Annotated in this window: 14 protein-coding genes and 1 pseudogene; 3 read left to right on the top strand and 12 right to left on the bottom strand. The window is 42.4% G+C overall.

The genetic code is table 11. From position 1 onward, the window contains the following. Positions 1-4: 4 nt before the first annotated feature. Positions 5-1,783 (top strand): MFS transporter, encoded by a 1,779-nt coding sequence (locus R2I63_RS05670; RefSeq protein ID WP_316355675.1) that lies wholly within the window; start codon positions 5-7, stop codon positions 1,781-1,783. A 223-nt stretch (positions 1,784-2,006) separates the two neighbouring features. Here R2I63_RS05670 and R2I63_RS05665 read toward each other — a convergent pair whose 3' ends face one another. The 8 genes and pseudogenes from R2I63_RS05665 to R2I63_RS05630 all read right to left on the bottom strand — a co-directional run bounded on the left by R2I63_RS05665 (position 2,007) and on the right by R2I63_RS05630 (position 8,209). Then, positions 2,007-3,230: a hypothetical protein gene (locus tag R2I63_RS05665; RefSeq protein WP_316355673.1), complete on the bottom strand. Its 1,224-nt coding sequence runs from the start codon at positions 3,228-3,230 to the stop codon at positions 2,007-2,009. A gap of 52 nt (positions 3,231-3,282) precedes the next feature. Beyond that, positions 3,283-4,161 (bottom strand): patatin-like phospholipase family protein, encoded by an 879-nt coding sequence (locus R2I63_RS05660; RefSeq protein ID WP_316355670.1) that lies wholly within the window; start codon positions 4,159-4,161, stop codon positions 3,283-3,285. An 84-nt stretch (positions 4,162-4,245) separates the two neighbouring features. Further along, positions 4,246-4,680, bottom strand: a complete 435-nt coding sequence (locus tag R2I63_RS05655) for a GNAT family N-acetyltransferase (protein ID WP_316355667.1) — start codon at positions 4,678-4,680, stop codon at positions 4,246-4,248. Between the two features lie 202 nt (positions 4,681-4,882). Then, positions 4,883-5,263 (bottom strand): annotated as a pseudogene (locus tag R2I63_RS05650) (HAD-IC family P-type ATPase); the annotation flags it as partial. Positions 5,264-5,290: 27 nt separating this feature from the next. Further along, the gene (locus R2I63_RS05645) at positions 5,291-6,232 is read right to left on the bottom strand and encodes a glycosyltransferase family 92 protein (protein ID WP_316355665.1); all 942 of its coding nucleotides are present in this window, start codon (positions 6,230-6,232) and stop codon (positions 5,291-5,293) included. After that, positions 6,201-6,449 (bottom strand): hypothetical protein, encoded by a 249-nt coding sequence (locus R2I63_RS05640; RefSeq protein WP_316355663.1) that lies wholly within the window; start codon positions 6,447-6,449, stop codon positions 6,201-6,203. Before R2I63_RS05640 ends, R2I63_RS05645 begins: the two co-directional genes overlap by 32 nt. A gap of 180 nt (positions 6,450-6,629) precedes the next feature. Further along, positions 6,630-7,406 (bottom strand): hypothetical protein, encoded by a 777-nt coding sequence (locus tag R2I63_RS05635; RefSeq protein WP_316355661.1) that lies wholly within the window; start codon positions 7,404-7,406, stop codon positions 6,630-6,632. Between the two features lie 38 nt (positions 7,407-7,444). After that, entirely contained in the window at positions 7,445-8,209 is a 765-nt protein-coding gene (locus R2I63_RS05630; protein ID WP_316355660.1) for a hypothetical protein, read from the bottom strand. A gap of 96 nt (positions 8,210-8,305) precedes the next feature. Here R2I63_RS05630 and R2I63_RS05625 point away from each other — a divergent pair, with 96 nt between their 5' ends. Both R2I63_RS05625 and R2I63_RS05620 read left to right on the top strand, forming a co-directional pair. Then, on the top strand, positions 8,306-9,715 hold the full coding sequence (locus R2I63_RS05625) for an APC family permease (RefSeq protein ID WP_316355659.1): 1,410 nt from the start codon (positions 8,306-8,308) through the stop codon (positions 9,713-9,715). Further along, a complete protein-coding gene (locus tag R2I63_RS05620; RefSeq protein ID WP_316355658.1) occupies positions 9,696-11,084 on the top strand; it encodes a glutamate decarboxylase in 1,389 nt (462 codons plus the stop codon). The genes R2I63_RS05625 and R2I63_RS05620 overlap by 20 nt, the downstream gene beginning before the upstream one ends. Before the next feature lie 9 nt (positions 11,085-11,093). Here R2I63_RS05620 and R2I63_RS05615 read toward each other — a convergent pair whose 3' ends face one another. The 4 genes from R2I63_RS05615 to R2I63_RS05600 all read right to left on the bottom strand — a co-directional run bounded on the left by R2I63_RS05615 (position 11,094) and on the right by R2I63_RS05600 (position 15,166). Then, entirely contained in the window at positions 11,094-11,459 is a 366-nt protein-coding gene (locus tag R2I63_RS05615) for a hypothetical protein (RefSeq protein ID WP_316355656.1), read from the bottom strand. Positions 11,460-11,623: 164 nt separating this feature from the next. Next, positions 11,624-12,103, bottom strand: a complete 480-nt coding sequence (locus R2I63_RS05610; protein WP_316355653.1) for a TM2 domain-containing protein — start codon at positions 12,101-12,103, stop codon at positions 11,624-11,626. 92 nt (positions 12,104-12,195) lie between these two features. After that, complete coding sequence (locus tag R2I63_RS05605; protein ID WP_316355651.1) at positions 12,196-14,139, bottom strand: hypothetical protein; 1,944 nt, start codon at positions 14,137-14,139, stop codon at positions 12,196-12,198. Further along, on the bottom strand, positions 14,129-15,166 hold the full coding sequence (locus R2I63_RS05600) for an FAD-dependent oxidoreductase (protein WP_316355648.1): 1,038 nt from the start codon (positions 15,164-15,166) through the stop codon (positions 14,129-14,131). Before R2I63_RS05600 ends, R2I63_RS05605 begins: the two co-directional genes overlap by 11 nt. Positions 15,167-15,178: the final 12 nt, after the last annotated feature.

Below are 15,178 nucleotides of genomic sequence, written 5' to 3'. Positions count from 1 at the left end.
GGGTATGGTTTTATTTAAGAAGCAGAATGAAAAACGGGGCTTTTTTCAGACGATCGAAAAGGTTCTTCACCGCTTTGGGTTTTTCAAAAAAGAAACCTATTTTCAGCGTCATGCCATCCAGTTTTTGAATGTTGCTCAGTTTCTTGGTGTTGTAAATGACAACTTTTTTAAGTATCTCATTGTCTTTTTATTTATCGACCTCAAAGGGATTGAAGCCTCTCCCATTATTTTAACATGGGTAGGCATTGTTTATGTTCTCCCATTCCTTCTTTTCTCATCAGGAGCAGGCGTTCTTGCTGATCGATTTAGTAAACAGCGGATGATTATTATTCTCAAATTTACTGAGGTAATTATCATGGCCCTAGGGATTGTCGCCTTTATGTTTAAAAGTAATTGGGCGAGTTACACTCTCCTCTTTTTACTCTCGATGCAAAGCGCTTTTTTTAGCCCGCCTAAGTACAGTGTCATCCCCGAATTGGTGAAAGAAGAACATATCCCCAAAGCAAATGGTCTGATTACCTCCTTTACCTACTTAGGAATCATTGTGGGAACCTTTTTAGCATCGTTTTTAACGCAAGTAACCCATAAAAACTTCCCACTTGCTGCTGGTGTCTGTCTAGTCTTGGCAGGATTCGGCTTCTTCGCTTCTATCTTGATTCCAAAAACAGCCCCAAAACTTTCACAGAAGCGGGTCAATCCATTTTTTCTTTATGAAATTTACAAGAATCTTCGCTACGCTTCAAAAACCCCTTATTTATTTGTTGCAATCTTAGGTTCTGCATCATTTTTATTTATTGGGGCTTATTTTCAACTCAATGTCATCCCCTACGCTGTACAGTCGATGGGGTATACTGAAGTTGCAGGAGGTTATTTGTTTCTTCTCACCGCAGTAGGGATTGCCTGCGGAGCTTTTCTAGGTGGGAGGATAAGCCACCAACGTCCTGAAGTGGGCATGGCATGTATCTCGGGAATTCTTCTTTCTGCAATCATCGTTCTTCTTGGAGCCTTATACCACTTCCCTATCTTTATCTTTATTGCACTCTTTGCGTTAGGGATATTTGGAGGATTATTTATTGTTCCTTTTGATTCATTCATTCAAAGGCATGCTCCAGAGAAGCGACGAGGACAAATTGTGGCTGCAATGAATTTTCTCAGCTTTTGTGGTGTCCTTATTGCGCCGATTCTCCTTTTTCTGTTCAGTGAAACGTTTAAGTTTACAGCAGCTCAAGGATTTGTCATCACAGGCGTAATCATTTTTGTGATGGTCCTCAGCATTGCCTCAAGACTCTCTGGCTACTTTTTTAATTACTTGGCTCGGATATTTGTCAAACCGCTTTACAGAGTAGGCATTCAAAACTCTCCCCTTGAACAAGGACTTCCCTCTGTCTTGATTTGGGAAAGAATTAAGGGGATCCATATTGCTCTTCTTGCTGCTTTTAATCCAGAGCTGCATTTCTATATTCCCCGCTCCCGCAAGCGGTATATTGATTCATTTCTTAGGATTTTTTCTTCTGTTGATTTCCTATACGTTAAGGATCCAAGACAAGATGCTCTCAAAACATTTGTGAAAAAGGTGAAAAAGACAAAACATCAAATTCCCTGTCTTCTTTTTCCCTACCCAAAATTTCTTGAGGAGAAATCTTCAAGCAAGCTCATTCGGGATCTAAAAAAGGTTAAGGATTTTGATTTGGTCTTTGTGAAAATCAGAAAAGTTTCGAGAAAGGATCAGATAGATCGAAAGCATTTTAAGCGTGCAAAGTTAACTTTTAGCTTTTATAAATAGAGTCAGGTTTTTGTATCAATAGGTCTGTTCTAACAAAAAGGGGTGGAATGGTTTACATTTCCTAATAAGTTTTTTAGATGACATTTCAGACGAATAGAATCGCATTTTGCTAAATCTCAGGAGTATACACCTGAACCCTCTGTCAACACTTTGATTAGGCTTTGGTACGCTAGTTTTGAACCAATTCCTATGAATCTGCTCTAAAAAACCCCAAACTAATGAATCAGAAACCGTAAATAATTTCGAGTTCGTACTGTTTATAGGAAAAAATTGGTTTAATACTGGAGGTTTCGTTCACAGATTGCCTCCATGCTTGGTAAACAGTAATGTTATTGGTGAGAAGATAGAGAAGCTCAATTGCAATTCCCTTATAATTTCCTGCACCTACACCTTCTCCGACGCCATTTACAGCACCAATTCCTTTGTTGAATCGTGTGTAAAGCCCACGTTTAGACGTGTTTCCACGGCCGATTCCACCCCCATCAAAGTCAGGAATTGCCTGCAATTGCACCCATTGATAGTTGATGTCAAAAGACCAATCCCACTGTTTGCGAAGCTCGCCAACAGAAAACCCTGCATACCAAGCCCACGCTTGCCGCTTTCCATTGGAAACCACCGCACCATGAGCAAGAGGGTTATAAAGCCCAGCAGCATATGTAGTCACAATCTTATTAATGCACCCCGGAATAAATTTATATCCCCAAATCCACTGGATTGGAATGAAACGAAAAGCATCATTTCGCGCTTTGTTAGTCGTGTGTTTGGCATCCCAATAGACGGCTGACAGTTTTGTATAAAGACCTGTTTGTCCTACATTTAGAAGACCAAGCTCCCCAACGTAAGCATATTGGTCGATATTTTCATTCACGAGAAAGGGACCGCCATGGAAATAGAAATCCCCTGCAGCATCAAATGCTTGATCATATTTATAAAGGATCCCATCCATAAAGGAGCCGAACTGAATCTTCGAATCAAAGGTATACCCCAAAAGACGACGACCAATCTCAAGATCCATCGTATAGGTGTCTGCATTGACAATGCGCCCTCCTAAAAAGGCCCTCTCGACAGAGAGTTTATCAAAGGATCCCGTTGTCGTTCCTGCGTTGTTGTCAAACTCAATCTTAACAGTTGCCCATGTACGATCGGTTCGATAATCGAGCATCAGATTGACCTCAACATCCCAAGCACGCATCGCCGAGGGTTGAACTTCTCCCCCTCTTCCCCGCTGTTTAATGCCGTTTTTCTTTTCATTTGTCGATTGGAGCTCAGCGCGCACCTCTCCACTGATGGAAAGGTTTCCCCCTCGCTCTTTGACAGTCACTTGTCGTTTGGTATTGATCCAATCGCGAAGCGCTTCAAGGTCTCGTTGTTCTAAGCCCGGACTTCCGTCATCAATCGCAAAGGCCATTGTCGTTAGGAAAAGTAGAAAGAATTTTAGATATCTCATTATTGCTTTTTCTCATTAAAATTGAGTAAGCAGTGTACCGAATCAGGAGTTTTTATTCAATAAGCATCCACGATGGGGAAAGATTTTTCTTTTCAGGAGGAAGTTTTTCTAAAATGACTCGCTGAATTTGGGGTAGCATTTCGCGCGCCGTTTCTCTTCCATGCTTGTAGATTTCTTGGTTATATCGATCAGAAAACATTCCTAAATCTTGGAAGTTCATTCGAATCACCACATCGGCATCTCGAGTCACATACTCTGACAGTCTTCGATAAGAGATCTCCAAACTGCGTTGGGCAACATGGAAAAGATGATAAGGTTCTTTCGAACTGAGATCCTCACCAACATCCACAGCAATAATAACCCGAGCACCATATTTCTTCGCAACATCAGCAGGAATCGGGTCAGCTGCCCCTCCATCAACTAAGTAACGCCCCAGATACTTCACGGGATCAAAGACCCCAGGAACTGCTGCCGAGGCATGAACAGCGGGAATAATCTCTCCCCCACCAAACTCAATGAGCTCACCTGTTGACAAGTCTGTTGCAACAGCAATAAAGGGGATTTGAAACTGCTCAAATCTCCGCGCCTTTAGGTTCTCCATGAGAAAAGACTTCAAAAGAAAGCCTTTAACAAACCCAAATGGCGACGAAAACAGAGAAAAATCCAATATATCAGAGCGCTTAAGGTTAGTTAGAAGACTCTCGAGTCTCTTTACGTGAGGTTGATCCGCATAAAGTGCTCCAATAATTGCTCCCGAGCTGCAGCCTACAATGAGGTCTGGATGAATCCCCGCTTGTTCAAGCTCGTGCAAAACCCCTACGTGCGCAAGCCCCTTGGATCCCCCTCCTCCCAATACAAGGGCGACCTTCACCGGCTGTGGGGGGAGTTGAAACTGAGGAATGGGGTCAGGCTCACTTTGTGCAAGTTTCATAGGAGAACATCCCTCACAAAAAAGAAGACAAAAAAGAAGACCAAAAATTATATATTTTTTCATAAAAGGCAGCATACCAGATTCCTACAATTTTCTCCTCATTAAGATTGGTTTTCCAACTTTATTGAATAAAAATGAGAAGACGACCCAAGGAATCCGCCGATATAGCGGAAGATGCGTCGTAAAAACTCCCATTGACTCAATCTCTTGATGACAGCCTCTTCCTCTTTTAAATGCGGCGGCTCCAGAGCTCATATGAAAAAGAAGCCCTTTCTTTTTAGCCTCATCAAACATCAACACCGTTAGCATTCTGTAAAGCCCAAGTGACTGGGGAAGAGCGGTGTCATATCCGACAATTGGGGGCGTCATGACCCCATTTCTTTCGAAATACCCCATCACACCAACAAGTTTTCCATGAAACCGAATTCCGGTAAGGCTGAAGGTTTTCTTTAAAATTGCCGCTTTAAAAAAGGCTTCTGTGAATTGAGGATTTTGATAAGAATACTTCTCAAGATACAACTAAAATAAAACAGTTTAGCTATACAATTCGAACCTCTAGAAGAGGTCGAAGTTAAAGTTGAGATCGGAACAAAAGCTCCGACAATCGTAGCAGATCCGCAACCAAAGAAAGCTGTATCTGCCCCGATTGAGCAAAAACAGGTGAAAAGCTGGCCCTGCAGTACCAACCACCATCGATAGCAGCAAGGCTGGTTTGTGGGCTTTAATTTACTTCTGTACGAGCCCTTAGCAACCGAAGGCCATTGAAGACGACAACAAGGGCTGCCCCTGTGTCGGCGGCAATGGCCATCCAAAGAGAGACTAGGCCCACAATTGCAAGGACCAGAAATATCGACTTCATTGCTAAAGCAAAGAAGATGTTTTGTTGGATCGTACGTACTAAGCGCCGCGAATGGTGAATAAGCCAAGGAACACGCGACAAATCGTCAGATATAAGAACGATATCGGACGTTTCAATCGCAGCATCTGTTCCCATAGAGATCCCAAAGCTGGCAGCAGCCATGGCTGGAGCATCGTTAATTCCATCACCAGTCATTGCTACAGTTTCCCATTTCCCCTTTAAATGCTCGACCGCTTCAACTTTATCTTCTTTTTTGCATCAGGGCCAGAATCAGAATCCTACCTCCTGGTATTCTGTCAAGACGGCTTGGTGCTTAAGGTATAAAGCCTCTTTCAATGCTGGGATGAAATTAAAAATTGAGTAATCTTCATTGCGATTAAAACGCTTTAGGAGTTCTGAAATTTCTAATTCTGAAACATGCCCCCTTGTCATCTTTAGCGCATTTCTTCTCTTCATTTTCATTCGAAAATAAGATTCATCTTTTGTCCAATAATGATTAATTTGAGCAAAATCTAAAGGTGCAATTATGGTCTTTGCCCCAGGTTTTAAGCAAGCGCTGTGTAAAGAATTATGATTAGACACCAATTTTGGTTTACAAATGCCCTTATATACAACCCAATCATTATCACCACAAAAGATAAAACGTTCTGTAAGCAGCTCATCTAAAGGTAAATTTTCATAGCCTGATGATCCAAATACCACCCACTGTAATAATATTTGACCAACATTTTCATCCAAGGAGTCTAACATTGCTTTGATATTATTATGTGCTTTTGTAACGATGAATTCATCTGGGTCAGTCATAAGACACCAGTTAGTAAGGTGACCAAAACTAGACAAAAAATTATTAAGGCACTGCGCTTGAAAACTAGAATGATCCCAAGATTTATTTCTTACTTTGATGATTGTGACAATACCTTTATCAACATACCAATCAAAATTTTTTATAAAATCTTCTGTGCATCTATCTGCGTATATAAAAAAGTGTTCAACACCCAATACCCTGTGATACTCTAACCATTCCTCCATATCCTTCCATTCCCTTTCATATTGAGGATTATTTTTAAACATACAACAGGCTGATAATTCATAATTATCTGAAAAACCACAAAGACAAAAAAACACAAATAAAAGAGTATATCCTTTTTTTACTAGAGAAAGTTGTCTAGGTGACTTAGGACTATTCAAGGCAGTAGTTAAAATTCCAGTCATAATCTGTCTCATATTTCCAATTTATTAAATATTTATTCCATTTTTCTTTAAACATTTCAACATGAAAATGCTTATACTCTTTTTTCCATTGACCAATTGTTCCTTTGTTGAAGGTTATGGATTTGCCCCAAAAATTATTTAATGCATCGTTTAGTCTATGCGGATTCACCTGCAATCTAAATTTTTCTAGAACAGATATGATGGTTCTCTTTTGCAAAAGATCATCTCCACCAAAAGCAGAAAAGCCCTACATACTCCAATTTGTGATGAATCTTCTGGGTAATTTTCTTGCCATTCGTTGAGTGACTGATGAGACCTATCAATATCCATTCCCATTAAATTCTCTGAAAACTGCTCAATGATTTCGGACTTTGGAATAACAAATCAAACAGTCTGGTTAAAACTTTATGTCTGCTGCTAGGGTGATGGATTGTTCGTCGATAAGGCGCGCTTCTACAGTTGCTGCAAAGCGATTTCCTGATGAAAGTGTGGTCCCCATGACCATGCCAAACTTCCGTCGATTTTTTGTTTTAAAATGGCGGCCTATGGAAGGAAATCCGGGAGGAAGGTGTTTAAATGTTGCACCAGCATTGGACCACTTGGCCCCTATATAGGGGATAAATATATCGATTTGATACGAGGCTCCGAGCCCAATTTGCCACTCACAAAATGTAACTCTAGAGCCCGATCTCGGGCTGACAAGAGCCCCATTTGAAGTGATCCATTTTATATTGGGTTGCGCTCGCTGATAACACCCATTGATTCCAAAAGAAAGGCCCTTCCAGTCATAAAAGTTTCCCCGAAAACCTATTCCCCAGATAAACTCATCATACGTTTGGTATTCTTGGCGTAGACCAGACCTAGAAGGGCGATTAGATGCAGAAATGCGTGCTGCCCCTGCTGAACCATACAGCTCAATCCGATCGATAAGATTCACCGTAAGCACACCTTGATCCGCAATATATTCAAACGTATCAAGGCGCCCCGAAATCTTTGAAACCGCTTTCATATTCCGGTCAAAAACCCAGTCTCTTTGGTAACCTGCTTTCACAGCGAACCAATTTTCTTTGCAAAAGAAAAAACCCTCCTCAATGATTTGAGGGGCAGAGGGGTTTCCCATATAAAGACCCAAAAGAGGTTTTGTTAAAATGAGGAGAAAAAGCCATTTCTTCATACTGGCGGTATCATAGAAAAAATGAATTGTTATTGCAACTAGAACCTGAGGGAGCCTGAGAGTGAAATGGCTTTTTCTCCAACCATACGAGATTCTAAGTTTACACTCACATTTTTCCCCTTGGTAAGCCCAACCCCTAAAAACAAGATAAATGGCTCCCTATTTACGACCTCTTCGTCAGCAACATGGAATGCGAAGTTTGAATCGTCAGGAATATTATAGAGATTAGAGTGCATAGAAGCATAGGCAAGCCCAACATAAGGAACAAAAATTCCTATTTCTCGTGAAAATCCTACACCTATTTGCCACTCGTTATATTTATACCGCGCGCCAGAGGTTCGGCGCGTTGCTCCATTTTCAAGGATTTCACTCACGCGCATAAAAGAACCTGAATAAAGAGCATTGACCCCCATCACCATTTCTTCCCAATACACCAAAATAATGCGCCCCCCGACGGTCCATAAAAATTGATTGTCAGTGAAATATTGAAGACGCACAATATCAATCGGACGTTGCGTGATCTCAAGTTTCATCGCGCCCAGTTTTGTGTAAAACTCAAACCGATCGCTCACATTAAATGTAAGAACCCCTTGGTTTTTTAAAGAAGAATAGTTGTCATATCGATCTCGAACACTTGACTGCCTATTGTCTACTTTTGTCCTTTTGTCAAAGGTGTTATCCCACTCATAGCCAAGCTTGATACCCCACCAATCATCATTTGAAACCCAGAGCCCCAGCTCCGGCATGTTTGCCTCCGAAGGATTCCCATTATAAAGTGCAACTAGAGGAAATGAAAAAAACAAAAAGAGAACACGCCACGTTTTCATAGCTCTGAAGATATGAAAAATCAGGAAAAAAAGATATTGAATTTGTTGAAGTATAAGACTAGTGTTCAAATTATGAGTAAAAAGAGATTAAGTGTCTTTTTCCTAGCGATGATGAATGTCGCTGTGATCATGAGCCTGCGCGGCCTTCCTATGATGGCAAAAGAAGGATATTCTCTTTTATTTTACCTCTCTTTCTCTACCATCGTGTTTTTAATTCCCTCATCACTGATTTCGGCAGAACTTGCTACCGGATGGTCAGAGGGAGGGGGAGTTTATAGCTGGGTAAAGGAAGCCTTTGGCGACCATGCAGGCTTTACAGCTATCTGGCTGCAATGGATCCAAAACGTCATTTGGTACCCAACGATTCTTGCTTTTGCAGCGGGAGCACTTTCCTATCTCTTTCTAAATCCGCAACTTGCATCGAATAAATTTTTCAATGTTGCTGTGATTTTGATTGTCTACTGGGGAGCCACGCTTATCAATTTTCGAGGAGTTGTTGCATCCGGTTGGTTGAGCACTCTCGGGGTTATTTGCGGAACAATTTTTCCTGGTATATTGATTATTGGCTTAGGGTTCGCGTGGATATTTATGGGAAAACCCCTAGCATTCACACTAAGTCCAGGGGGATTTTTTCCCGATTTTTCAAACTTCAACAATATCTCTTTTTTAGCAGGTGTTGTCCTTCTGTTTGCAGGAATAGAAGTTTCAGCCGTCCACGCAAATGAAATAAAAAAACCTAAAAAGGATTATCCCAAAGCCATCTTTTTAGCCGCGCTCATTATTTTAGTCGTTTTTTCGCTTGGGTCTCTTTCAATTGCTTCTGTTTTGCCTGCAAGCGCAATCAGTTTAACTGCCGGACTCATGCAAGGATTTAAAGAGCTTTTCTCAATATTCCATTTGGACTGGCTTCTCCCCATTATTGGTCTTTTGGTAGCTTTTGGATCGATAGGAGGGGTCGCAGCATGGATCGTTGGGCCGAGTAAAGGTCTTTTTGCAACCGCTAAAGCAGGCGACATCCCTCCCATTTTAGAAACGAGAAACAAAAACAATGTCCCTACACACATCTTACTAATTCAAGGGGGAGTCGTAACGATTTTAGCATTGGTATTTCTCCTTATGCCAACAGTAAGCACCGCCTTTTTCCTTTTAACAGCTCTCACCGCCATTCTTTACTTAGTGATGTACATCCTCCTCTATGCTTCAGCAATTCGTCTCCGTTACACGCAACCTGATGTCAAGCGATCTTACACAATCCCTGGAGGGAATTTTGGGATGTGGCTCGTTGGAGGAGTGGGGATTTTAGGAGCCCTATTTGCGATTGTTGTTGGGCTCTTTCCTCCTACACAACTCTCAATTGGAAGCCCTCTACTTTACGTTCTATTTTTAACCATCGGCACTCTTGTGTTCCTTGGCGTACCAATTTTAATGATTCATTTCCGAAAACCTTCATGGAAGCTCAAAAATGATAACCAAAAAAAATGACTTAAGTAAACTTCAGGAATCAGAAAAGGGACATGTTTCAACCTATAGCTCCCGCTACTTTAAGGAGAGAATTCCAAAGTACGAACTCCCCGAAAATAGCATGCCCGCAAATGCCGCCTACCAACTCATCCATGATGAGCTCAATATGGATTCCAATCCATCGCTCAATTTAGCAAGTTTTGTCACAACCTGGATGGAGCCTGAGGCAGAAAAACTCATCACTGAAAACCTCCACAAAAACTTTATTGATCATGATGAATATCCTCAGACAGAAGTGATCCACAATCGGTGTGTAAACATGCTTGCCCGTCTATTTAACGCACCTGAAGAATGCTCCTCAATTGGCGCTGCAACCATTGGCTCTTCAGAAGCAATTATGCTTGGCCTTTTAGCTCATAAATGGAAATGGAAAAAACGGGCAAAAAAGGGGGCAGAGCCTAACATTATTTTTGGGGCTGAAGTGCACGTCTGTTGGGAAAAATTTGCACGATATTTCGATGTTGAAATGCGCGTCATTCCACTTGAAAAAGGACGGTACGTTATCACCACCGAAGAAGTCGAAAAACGGATCGATGAAAACACCATTGCTGTAGGCGCCATTCTAGGAACAACCTATTCGGGACAAGCAGACCCAATCCAAGAGATCAATGACCTCCTAATAAAGGTTAAAAAGGAGAAAGGCTGGGACATCCCTCTCCATGTTGATGCGGCAAGTGGGGGATTTGTTGCCCCCTTTACGAGCCCCAATTTTGTATGGGATTTTCGCCTCGAACAAGTCAAATCCATCAACGTTTCTGGTCATAAATATGGCCTTGTCTACCCAGGAGTCGGATGGATTATCTACCGCGATGAATCAGACTTCCCAGAAGATCTTATTTTTAAGGTCAACTACCTTGGGGGATGGATGCCGACCTATACCCTTAACTTCTCGTGTAATTCGGCTTTTGTCCTTGGGCAGTACTATAACTTCCTGCGCCTAGGGAGAGAAGGCTACACCCATATCATGAAAAACTGCATGTCGAATGCCCAATACCTTGCAGAAAAACTCAAGGAATCAGGAAAGTTTGAGATGATCAATGATGCGCAAATGCTCCCTGTTGTTGCTTTAAAGCTTAAGGATTCAGTGAAAAAATTCACCGTCTATGATCTCTCGGCTAAGCTACGGGAAAGAGGCTGGGTCATTGCAGCCTATACCATGCCAGCCAATGCCGAAGAAATCTCCCTTCTTCGCATGGTTATTCGCGAGCATTTTAGCCGCGACATGGCAGATATTCTGTTTCAAGATATTGAAAATGCCTGCAACTTTTTAGAAAATGGAGCACCGCCAGCCAAAGCCAATGGCAAGGAAAAGCATCGCTCCATTTGCTAGAATGTAGCGCTAAAGAACACGTGCTTTTAAGAGGGGACGAAGGTTCTTTAATTGCTTTAATCCCTTCTGAGAAACCTCCGGGCCTAAGCCTACCTGTTCCAAATTCGGAATTTTTGCAAGAATAGGAATCGCCTCATCGGTGATTGCTGTTTTTAAAAGAGCCAATTGACGGAGATTCTCCATAGATGTCAGAAATGTGAGTCCTTGATCAGTCACCTTTGTCCCCACCATGGTAATAATTTCTAAATTGGGCACCTGCGCAAGATATTCCAATCCCTTATCAGTGATTTCTGTATAGATTAAGTTAATTCCTCGAAGAGCTTCTAAACCTTTGAGACATTTCAGCCCCTCATCGGTGATTGGAGTCTCGCGCATGTTATAGCTAAAATATTTCGTTTTAGTTATAATTTTTTGAATGACATATTCGCTAGATTTTAGCTATAGACCATTTTGAACTAAATGCTCAGGAAAAAAAAATAGCGCCGCCTAAACTAGACTGCGCTATGTCTTATTTGATACGCGGAATACAACTGCATTCCTTACATCCCGTGATTTGCTTTGATGTAGGAATGACAGAGAACCTTGTCCTCACCATCTCTAAAATCGCAAGTTGCGATCTGATACAAATTCATGCTAGACCAAATAAGCAGCCCGCCTAAACTACAAAGCATTAGAACCCCCTTAAGAGGCTTCCCGGTATAAAATTGGTGAGCTCCGAAAAAACCTAAGAATGAGCACAATATAAGTGTCGTTTTCTGATCCGTTGAACTGATCTCTTCTTTCTTCAGCTGAACAACCTGCCGAATCACTTTTCCATCAGAATCTGTGTAATTCCCTTCGTTAAGCTGAAGTAGGGAAATTGTTGTCAAAATAAAACTAAGTGTTGGTAAACCAAAATAAATCAAAACTGCAGTCCCTAGCAGAGGCGTTACACCTTCTTCATGATTCCCTGCATAGAAATGGTTTGCTCCAAACATCCCTAAAAACATTGAGAGTAAAACTTGCGCTTTATAATCCATTTTTCACAAAAAAATCTAATCGCCCTATAATAAGTAAGTTGTGATCAAAAATTGACTGATATGTCAAGAAGGCCCGATATTGCAGGTGAGAGTTAGACTCTTCTAAGTTTAAGGGCGATATCGGAGAGGGCAGCTCCTGAGAGGTCACTGGGACGGGTGAGGACTCCCCAAGGAGCTGAGGTTGTTCTATCTAGGTAGGGGCGCCAGGAATTCATAGGATAGGCGCGAGACCCATCGGTACTGATTCTATATAGGTCTAGCTCTAAGGACGCTGGGTTGACAGCGAAAGCAAAGAAATAATCAGCCCAGTTGGTATCGGCAAAAAGGAGGGGCTTCGGTGGGCGCAGCGACTGGAAAAGGAGATTGTCAATGTCATCTTCTTGTTTAGGAGAGATGTCTAGTAAATAGGCTCGAAAGTCTGAAACAGACAAGGCCTCCCCGTGGGGAGAGAACTCACCTTGAATGACTTTAGAAGCAAGAAGTATCTGCATTTCGCGATCAAGGCGCACAGTATTATAGTAGCTCTTTCCTGGGTCGATGACATAATCGCGGATCCATGTATAAGTAAACCCTTTGTCAAGCCATCCTTCTTTAAAGGGAGATAAGCCAGGCTTGAGAAGAAAAGCATGTGTTGGGGAATACATCAACAGACTTGCTAAAGAATCAATTTCAAACGGTTTTGTGACATTGTAGGGGAGTGCCTTCAGAAGGTCGAGAAGGAAGGTGAGAAGATCGGTAGGGTTTTCAATGGGGCGTTTTTCTTCTGAAAGTTCCCCCTCAATGCAATAGTATCCTTTGAGGAGAGAGTGCATATTCCCCCCGGAGGTATAGCTCCAAGGCTTTTTCTCTTTAAGCGCAAAGGCAAGAAACTCCTCGGTTTGAATAAAATGAATCACTTGAGTTGTGAGAGCCTCTATCTCAGGAACTCCATCATCCCATTCGCATGCAGAACAAATTTGAGGTTCAACTGCAAGAAAAAATTGCCGCAAAGCATCGATAAAATCGCGCTCTGTTTGAATCATTGTCCAAGCGGAGGGATCGCTTCTTCCATGCTTGTAACAAAGGCGAAATCCTGCAGGACTATCTTCATAAAGCTGCTCATTGATATGCTCGATATCCGCATCATAAATCTCAAGAAAATACTCTTGAAACTTCTGCGCATATTGTTCGATAACAAAAGGGAAAAACTGCGACAGGGATTGCGCTTTTTCGTGAAATTTATCGAGATCGTCTTTGCACCCTTGCGCGTGGTGGGATCTCACTTCGAGCTCTCCTTTTCGCATCCTCATCCGATCGGGAGAGTCAGCTTGTCGAAGAAGGGCTTGCGAGACGCGCGCCTCATCAATAGCGCGCACATATTCCGAGTGGAGTTTTTCTACCTCCTTATTTGCATCATCGAGCTTCTCTTGCAATGTTGAGTAGATAAGTGCTCCGATGCCACCCTTGTCCTTAGGATCAAGACCAAGTGACTTATAGAGATTCCAGCTACTAAAGGTCGTTTTGTAATCAGAAAAAGAAGCAAGTGTATACTCCCAAACACGGAGAAGGGGGTGATCACTAGACCTCTCTCCCCATTTGGGGCTGATGGGAACAGCAAACTCTTGTCCAGCAAATGTCCTTTTGAGCTGCCCAAGCATCATCAGATCGTGGAGATCAAGTAGAAGGCGTTCGGGTTGCTCTCTTTGAATAAAAATTGCGGGAGCCGTCGCAAAGCACGAGCCAACAACCTGTCTCAGGGGACAAAGAAGAGCAGAAACAACGCTTTCTTGGAGATGGGTGTTTTCCAGCTTTTGTTTATCGGGAAGCCCTAAACTGCGGCGAATCAATGTTTCGATATAAGGGCTCGCCACAGGGAGAGTGAACCGCCTGAGATGATTTTTTGCCTCTTTAGATTCTAGATAATGAAGGGCCCTTTCAAAGTGTTTGTCCCAAAGTGAATGAGGGGTAAACTCAATGTCTTCCTGATGAACAATTCTGCGAGCGAGCTCTCTCGCTTGCTCGAGATTATGGCCGAGAAGGGGAATGTCAAGGGGCATAGCGCTTCCAGAGAGGGAGAACCTTGTTAATATAAAGCATAAACTTCCAAAGACCCACGCTGTACTCCTCGTTGCCAAAAGGATCTTCAACTTTTTCGGGATAGGCAATTCCAAAACCAAAAAGACCGGGAGCAATGATCCCGTTCCGATGGTTACATTTCAGCTCATGATACTGAGGCGCTTTCGGAGGAATCCGGCAATCGAATCCAACAGTGTAGACAACCTTTGTGCAAGAGGAGATGAGTCTTTGAAAATTAGGATCTGACGAATGGTATCTCTCAAGCCTGTCAGGCCACTTCCCATCGATATTTTTCCGAGCCCAGATTGCAGCCTCTCCTTTAAGCCCCGTATTGTCGAATAGGATCCAATCATCCATATAAAGGGCATATTTAAGAGGGGAAAGATAGAAATTAATGATTTTTTTTGCTCCAGCATTTAGCAAATTTTTGAGTACAATCATGGAAGAGTGCGAGGCTCCAAATACAGCTACGGTATCGTTTTCCAAATTCTCTTGGGCAATCTTTTCGTCATCTAAAGCAACTTCAATAGGAATTTCACCAAGGGCGGGGAAGTTCAATTTTTTAGGGGTTGCACCCGTAGAAAGAATCACGTTCTTTGAAAGGATCGTTTCACCATCCATCTCTACCTCCCACAGCTGGTTTTTTAGGTTGAGAGTGGTCGCCTTTTTTTCATAAGCATGTACAGCAACTTTGAGGTGGTCGCTGACCCATTGAAGAGGGTCTGCTATATCCCCAAGAAGGCATGTCGTCTCGGGGTCAAGGTGTTTCATCTTATGGTCGGGAGCCATCCGGTAACGGAAAACAGCACACTCTTCCAAAAATTTTGTGAAGAGTTTCACCTTTGTATTGCTTGAAACCCGTCGCCACTTCTCCCCTAGGTCCCCTACCTTAAACTTGGGGTCTATCCAAGCAATGTCAAGCGGCTTAACACCACTGTCTACAAGCTTCCCGACTGCGGCGATCCCTGCAGGGCCCGCACCAATGACTGTCCATTCAAATGCTTTCATCCCTATAGTTGT

This window comes from Candidatus Neptunochlamydia sp. REUL1 (assembly GCF_963457595.1).
Lineage (GTDB): Bacteria > Chlamydiota > Chlamydiia > Chlamydiales > Simkaniaceae > Neptunichlamydia.
The sequence above is the reverse complement of the archived record's forward strand: the minus strand, read 5'-3'. Positions and strand labels throughout refer to the sequence as shown.

What these genes read in the sequence shown, in the direction of transcription:
- R2I63_RS05670 (WP_316355675.1), top strand. Translation starts at nt 5, where the DNA reads ATGGTTTTATTTAAGAAGCAGAATGAAAAACGGGGCTTTTTTCAGACG.
- R2I63_RS05665 (WP_316355673.1), bottom strand. Translation starts at nt 3,230, where the DNA reads ATGAGATATCTAAAATTCTTTCTACTTTTCCTAACGACAATGGCCTTT.
- R2I63_RS05660 (WP_316355670.1), bottom strand. Translation starts at nt 4,161, where the DNA reads ATGAAACTTGCACAAAGTGAGCCTGACCCCATTCCTCAGTTTCAACTC.
- R2I63_RS05645 (WP_316355665.1), bottom strand. Translation starts at nt 6,232, where the DNA reads ATGACTGGAATTTTAACTACTGCCTTGAATAGTCCTAAGTCACCTAGA.
- R2I63_RS05635 (WP_316355661.1), bottom strand. Translation starts at nt 7,406, where the DNA reads ATGAAGAAATGGCTTTTTCTCCTCATTTTAACAAAACCTCTTTTGGGT.
- R2I63_RS05625 (WP_316355659.1), top strand. Translation starts at nt 8,306, where the DNA reads ATGAGTAAAAAGAGATTAAGTGTCTTTTTCCTAGCGATGATGAATGTC.
- R2I63_RS05620 (WP_316355658.1), top strand. Translation starts at nt 9,696, where the DNA reads ATGATAACCAAAAAAAATGACTTAAGTAAACTTCAGGAATCAGAAAAG.
- R2I63_RS05615 (WP_316355656.1), bottom strand. Translation starts at nt 11,459, where the DNA reads ATGCGCGAGACTCCAATCACCGATGAGGGGCTGAAATGTCTCAAAGGT.
- R2I63_RS05610 (WP_316355653.1), bottom strand. Translation starts at nt 12,103, where the DNA reads ATGGATTATAAAGCGCAAGTTTTACTCTCAATGTTTTTAGGGATGTTT.
- R2I63_RS05605 (WP_316355651.1), bottom strand. Translation starts at nt 14,139, where the DNA reads ATGCCCCTTGACATTCCCCTTCTCGGCCATAATCTCGAGCAAGCGAGA.
- R2I63_RS05600 (WP_316355648.1), bottom strand. Translation starts at nt 15,166, where the DNA reads ATGAAAGCATTTGAATGGACAGTCATTGGTGCGGGCCCTGCAGGGATC.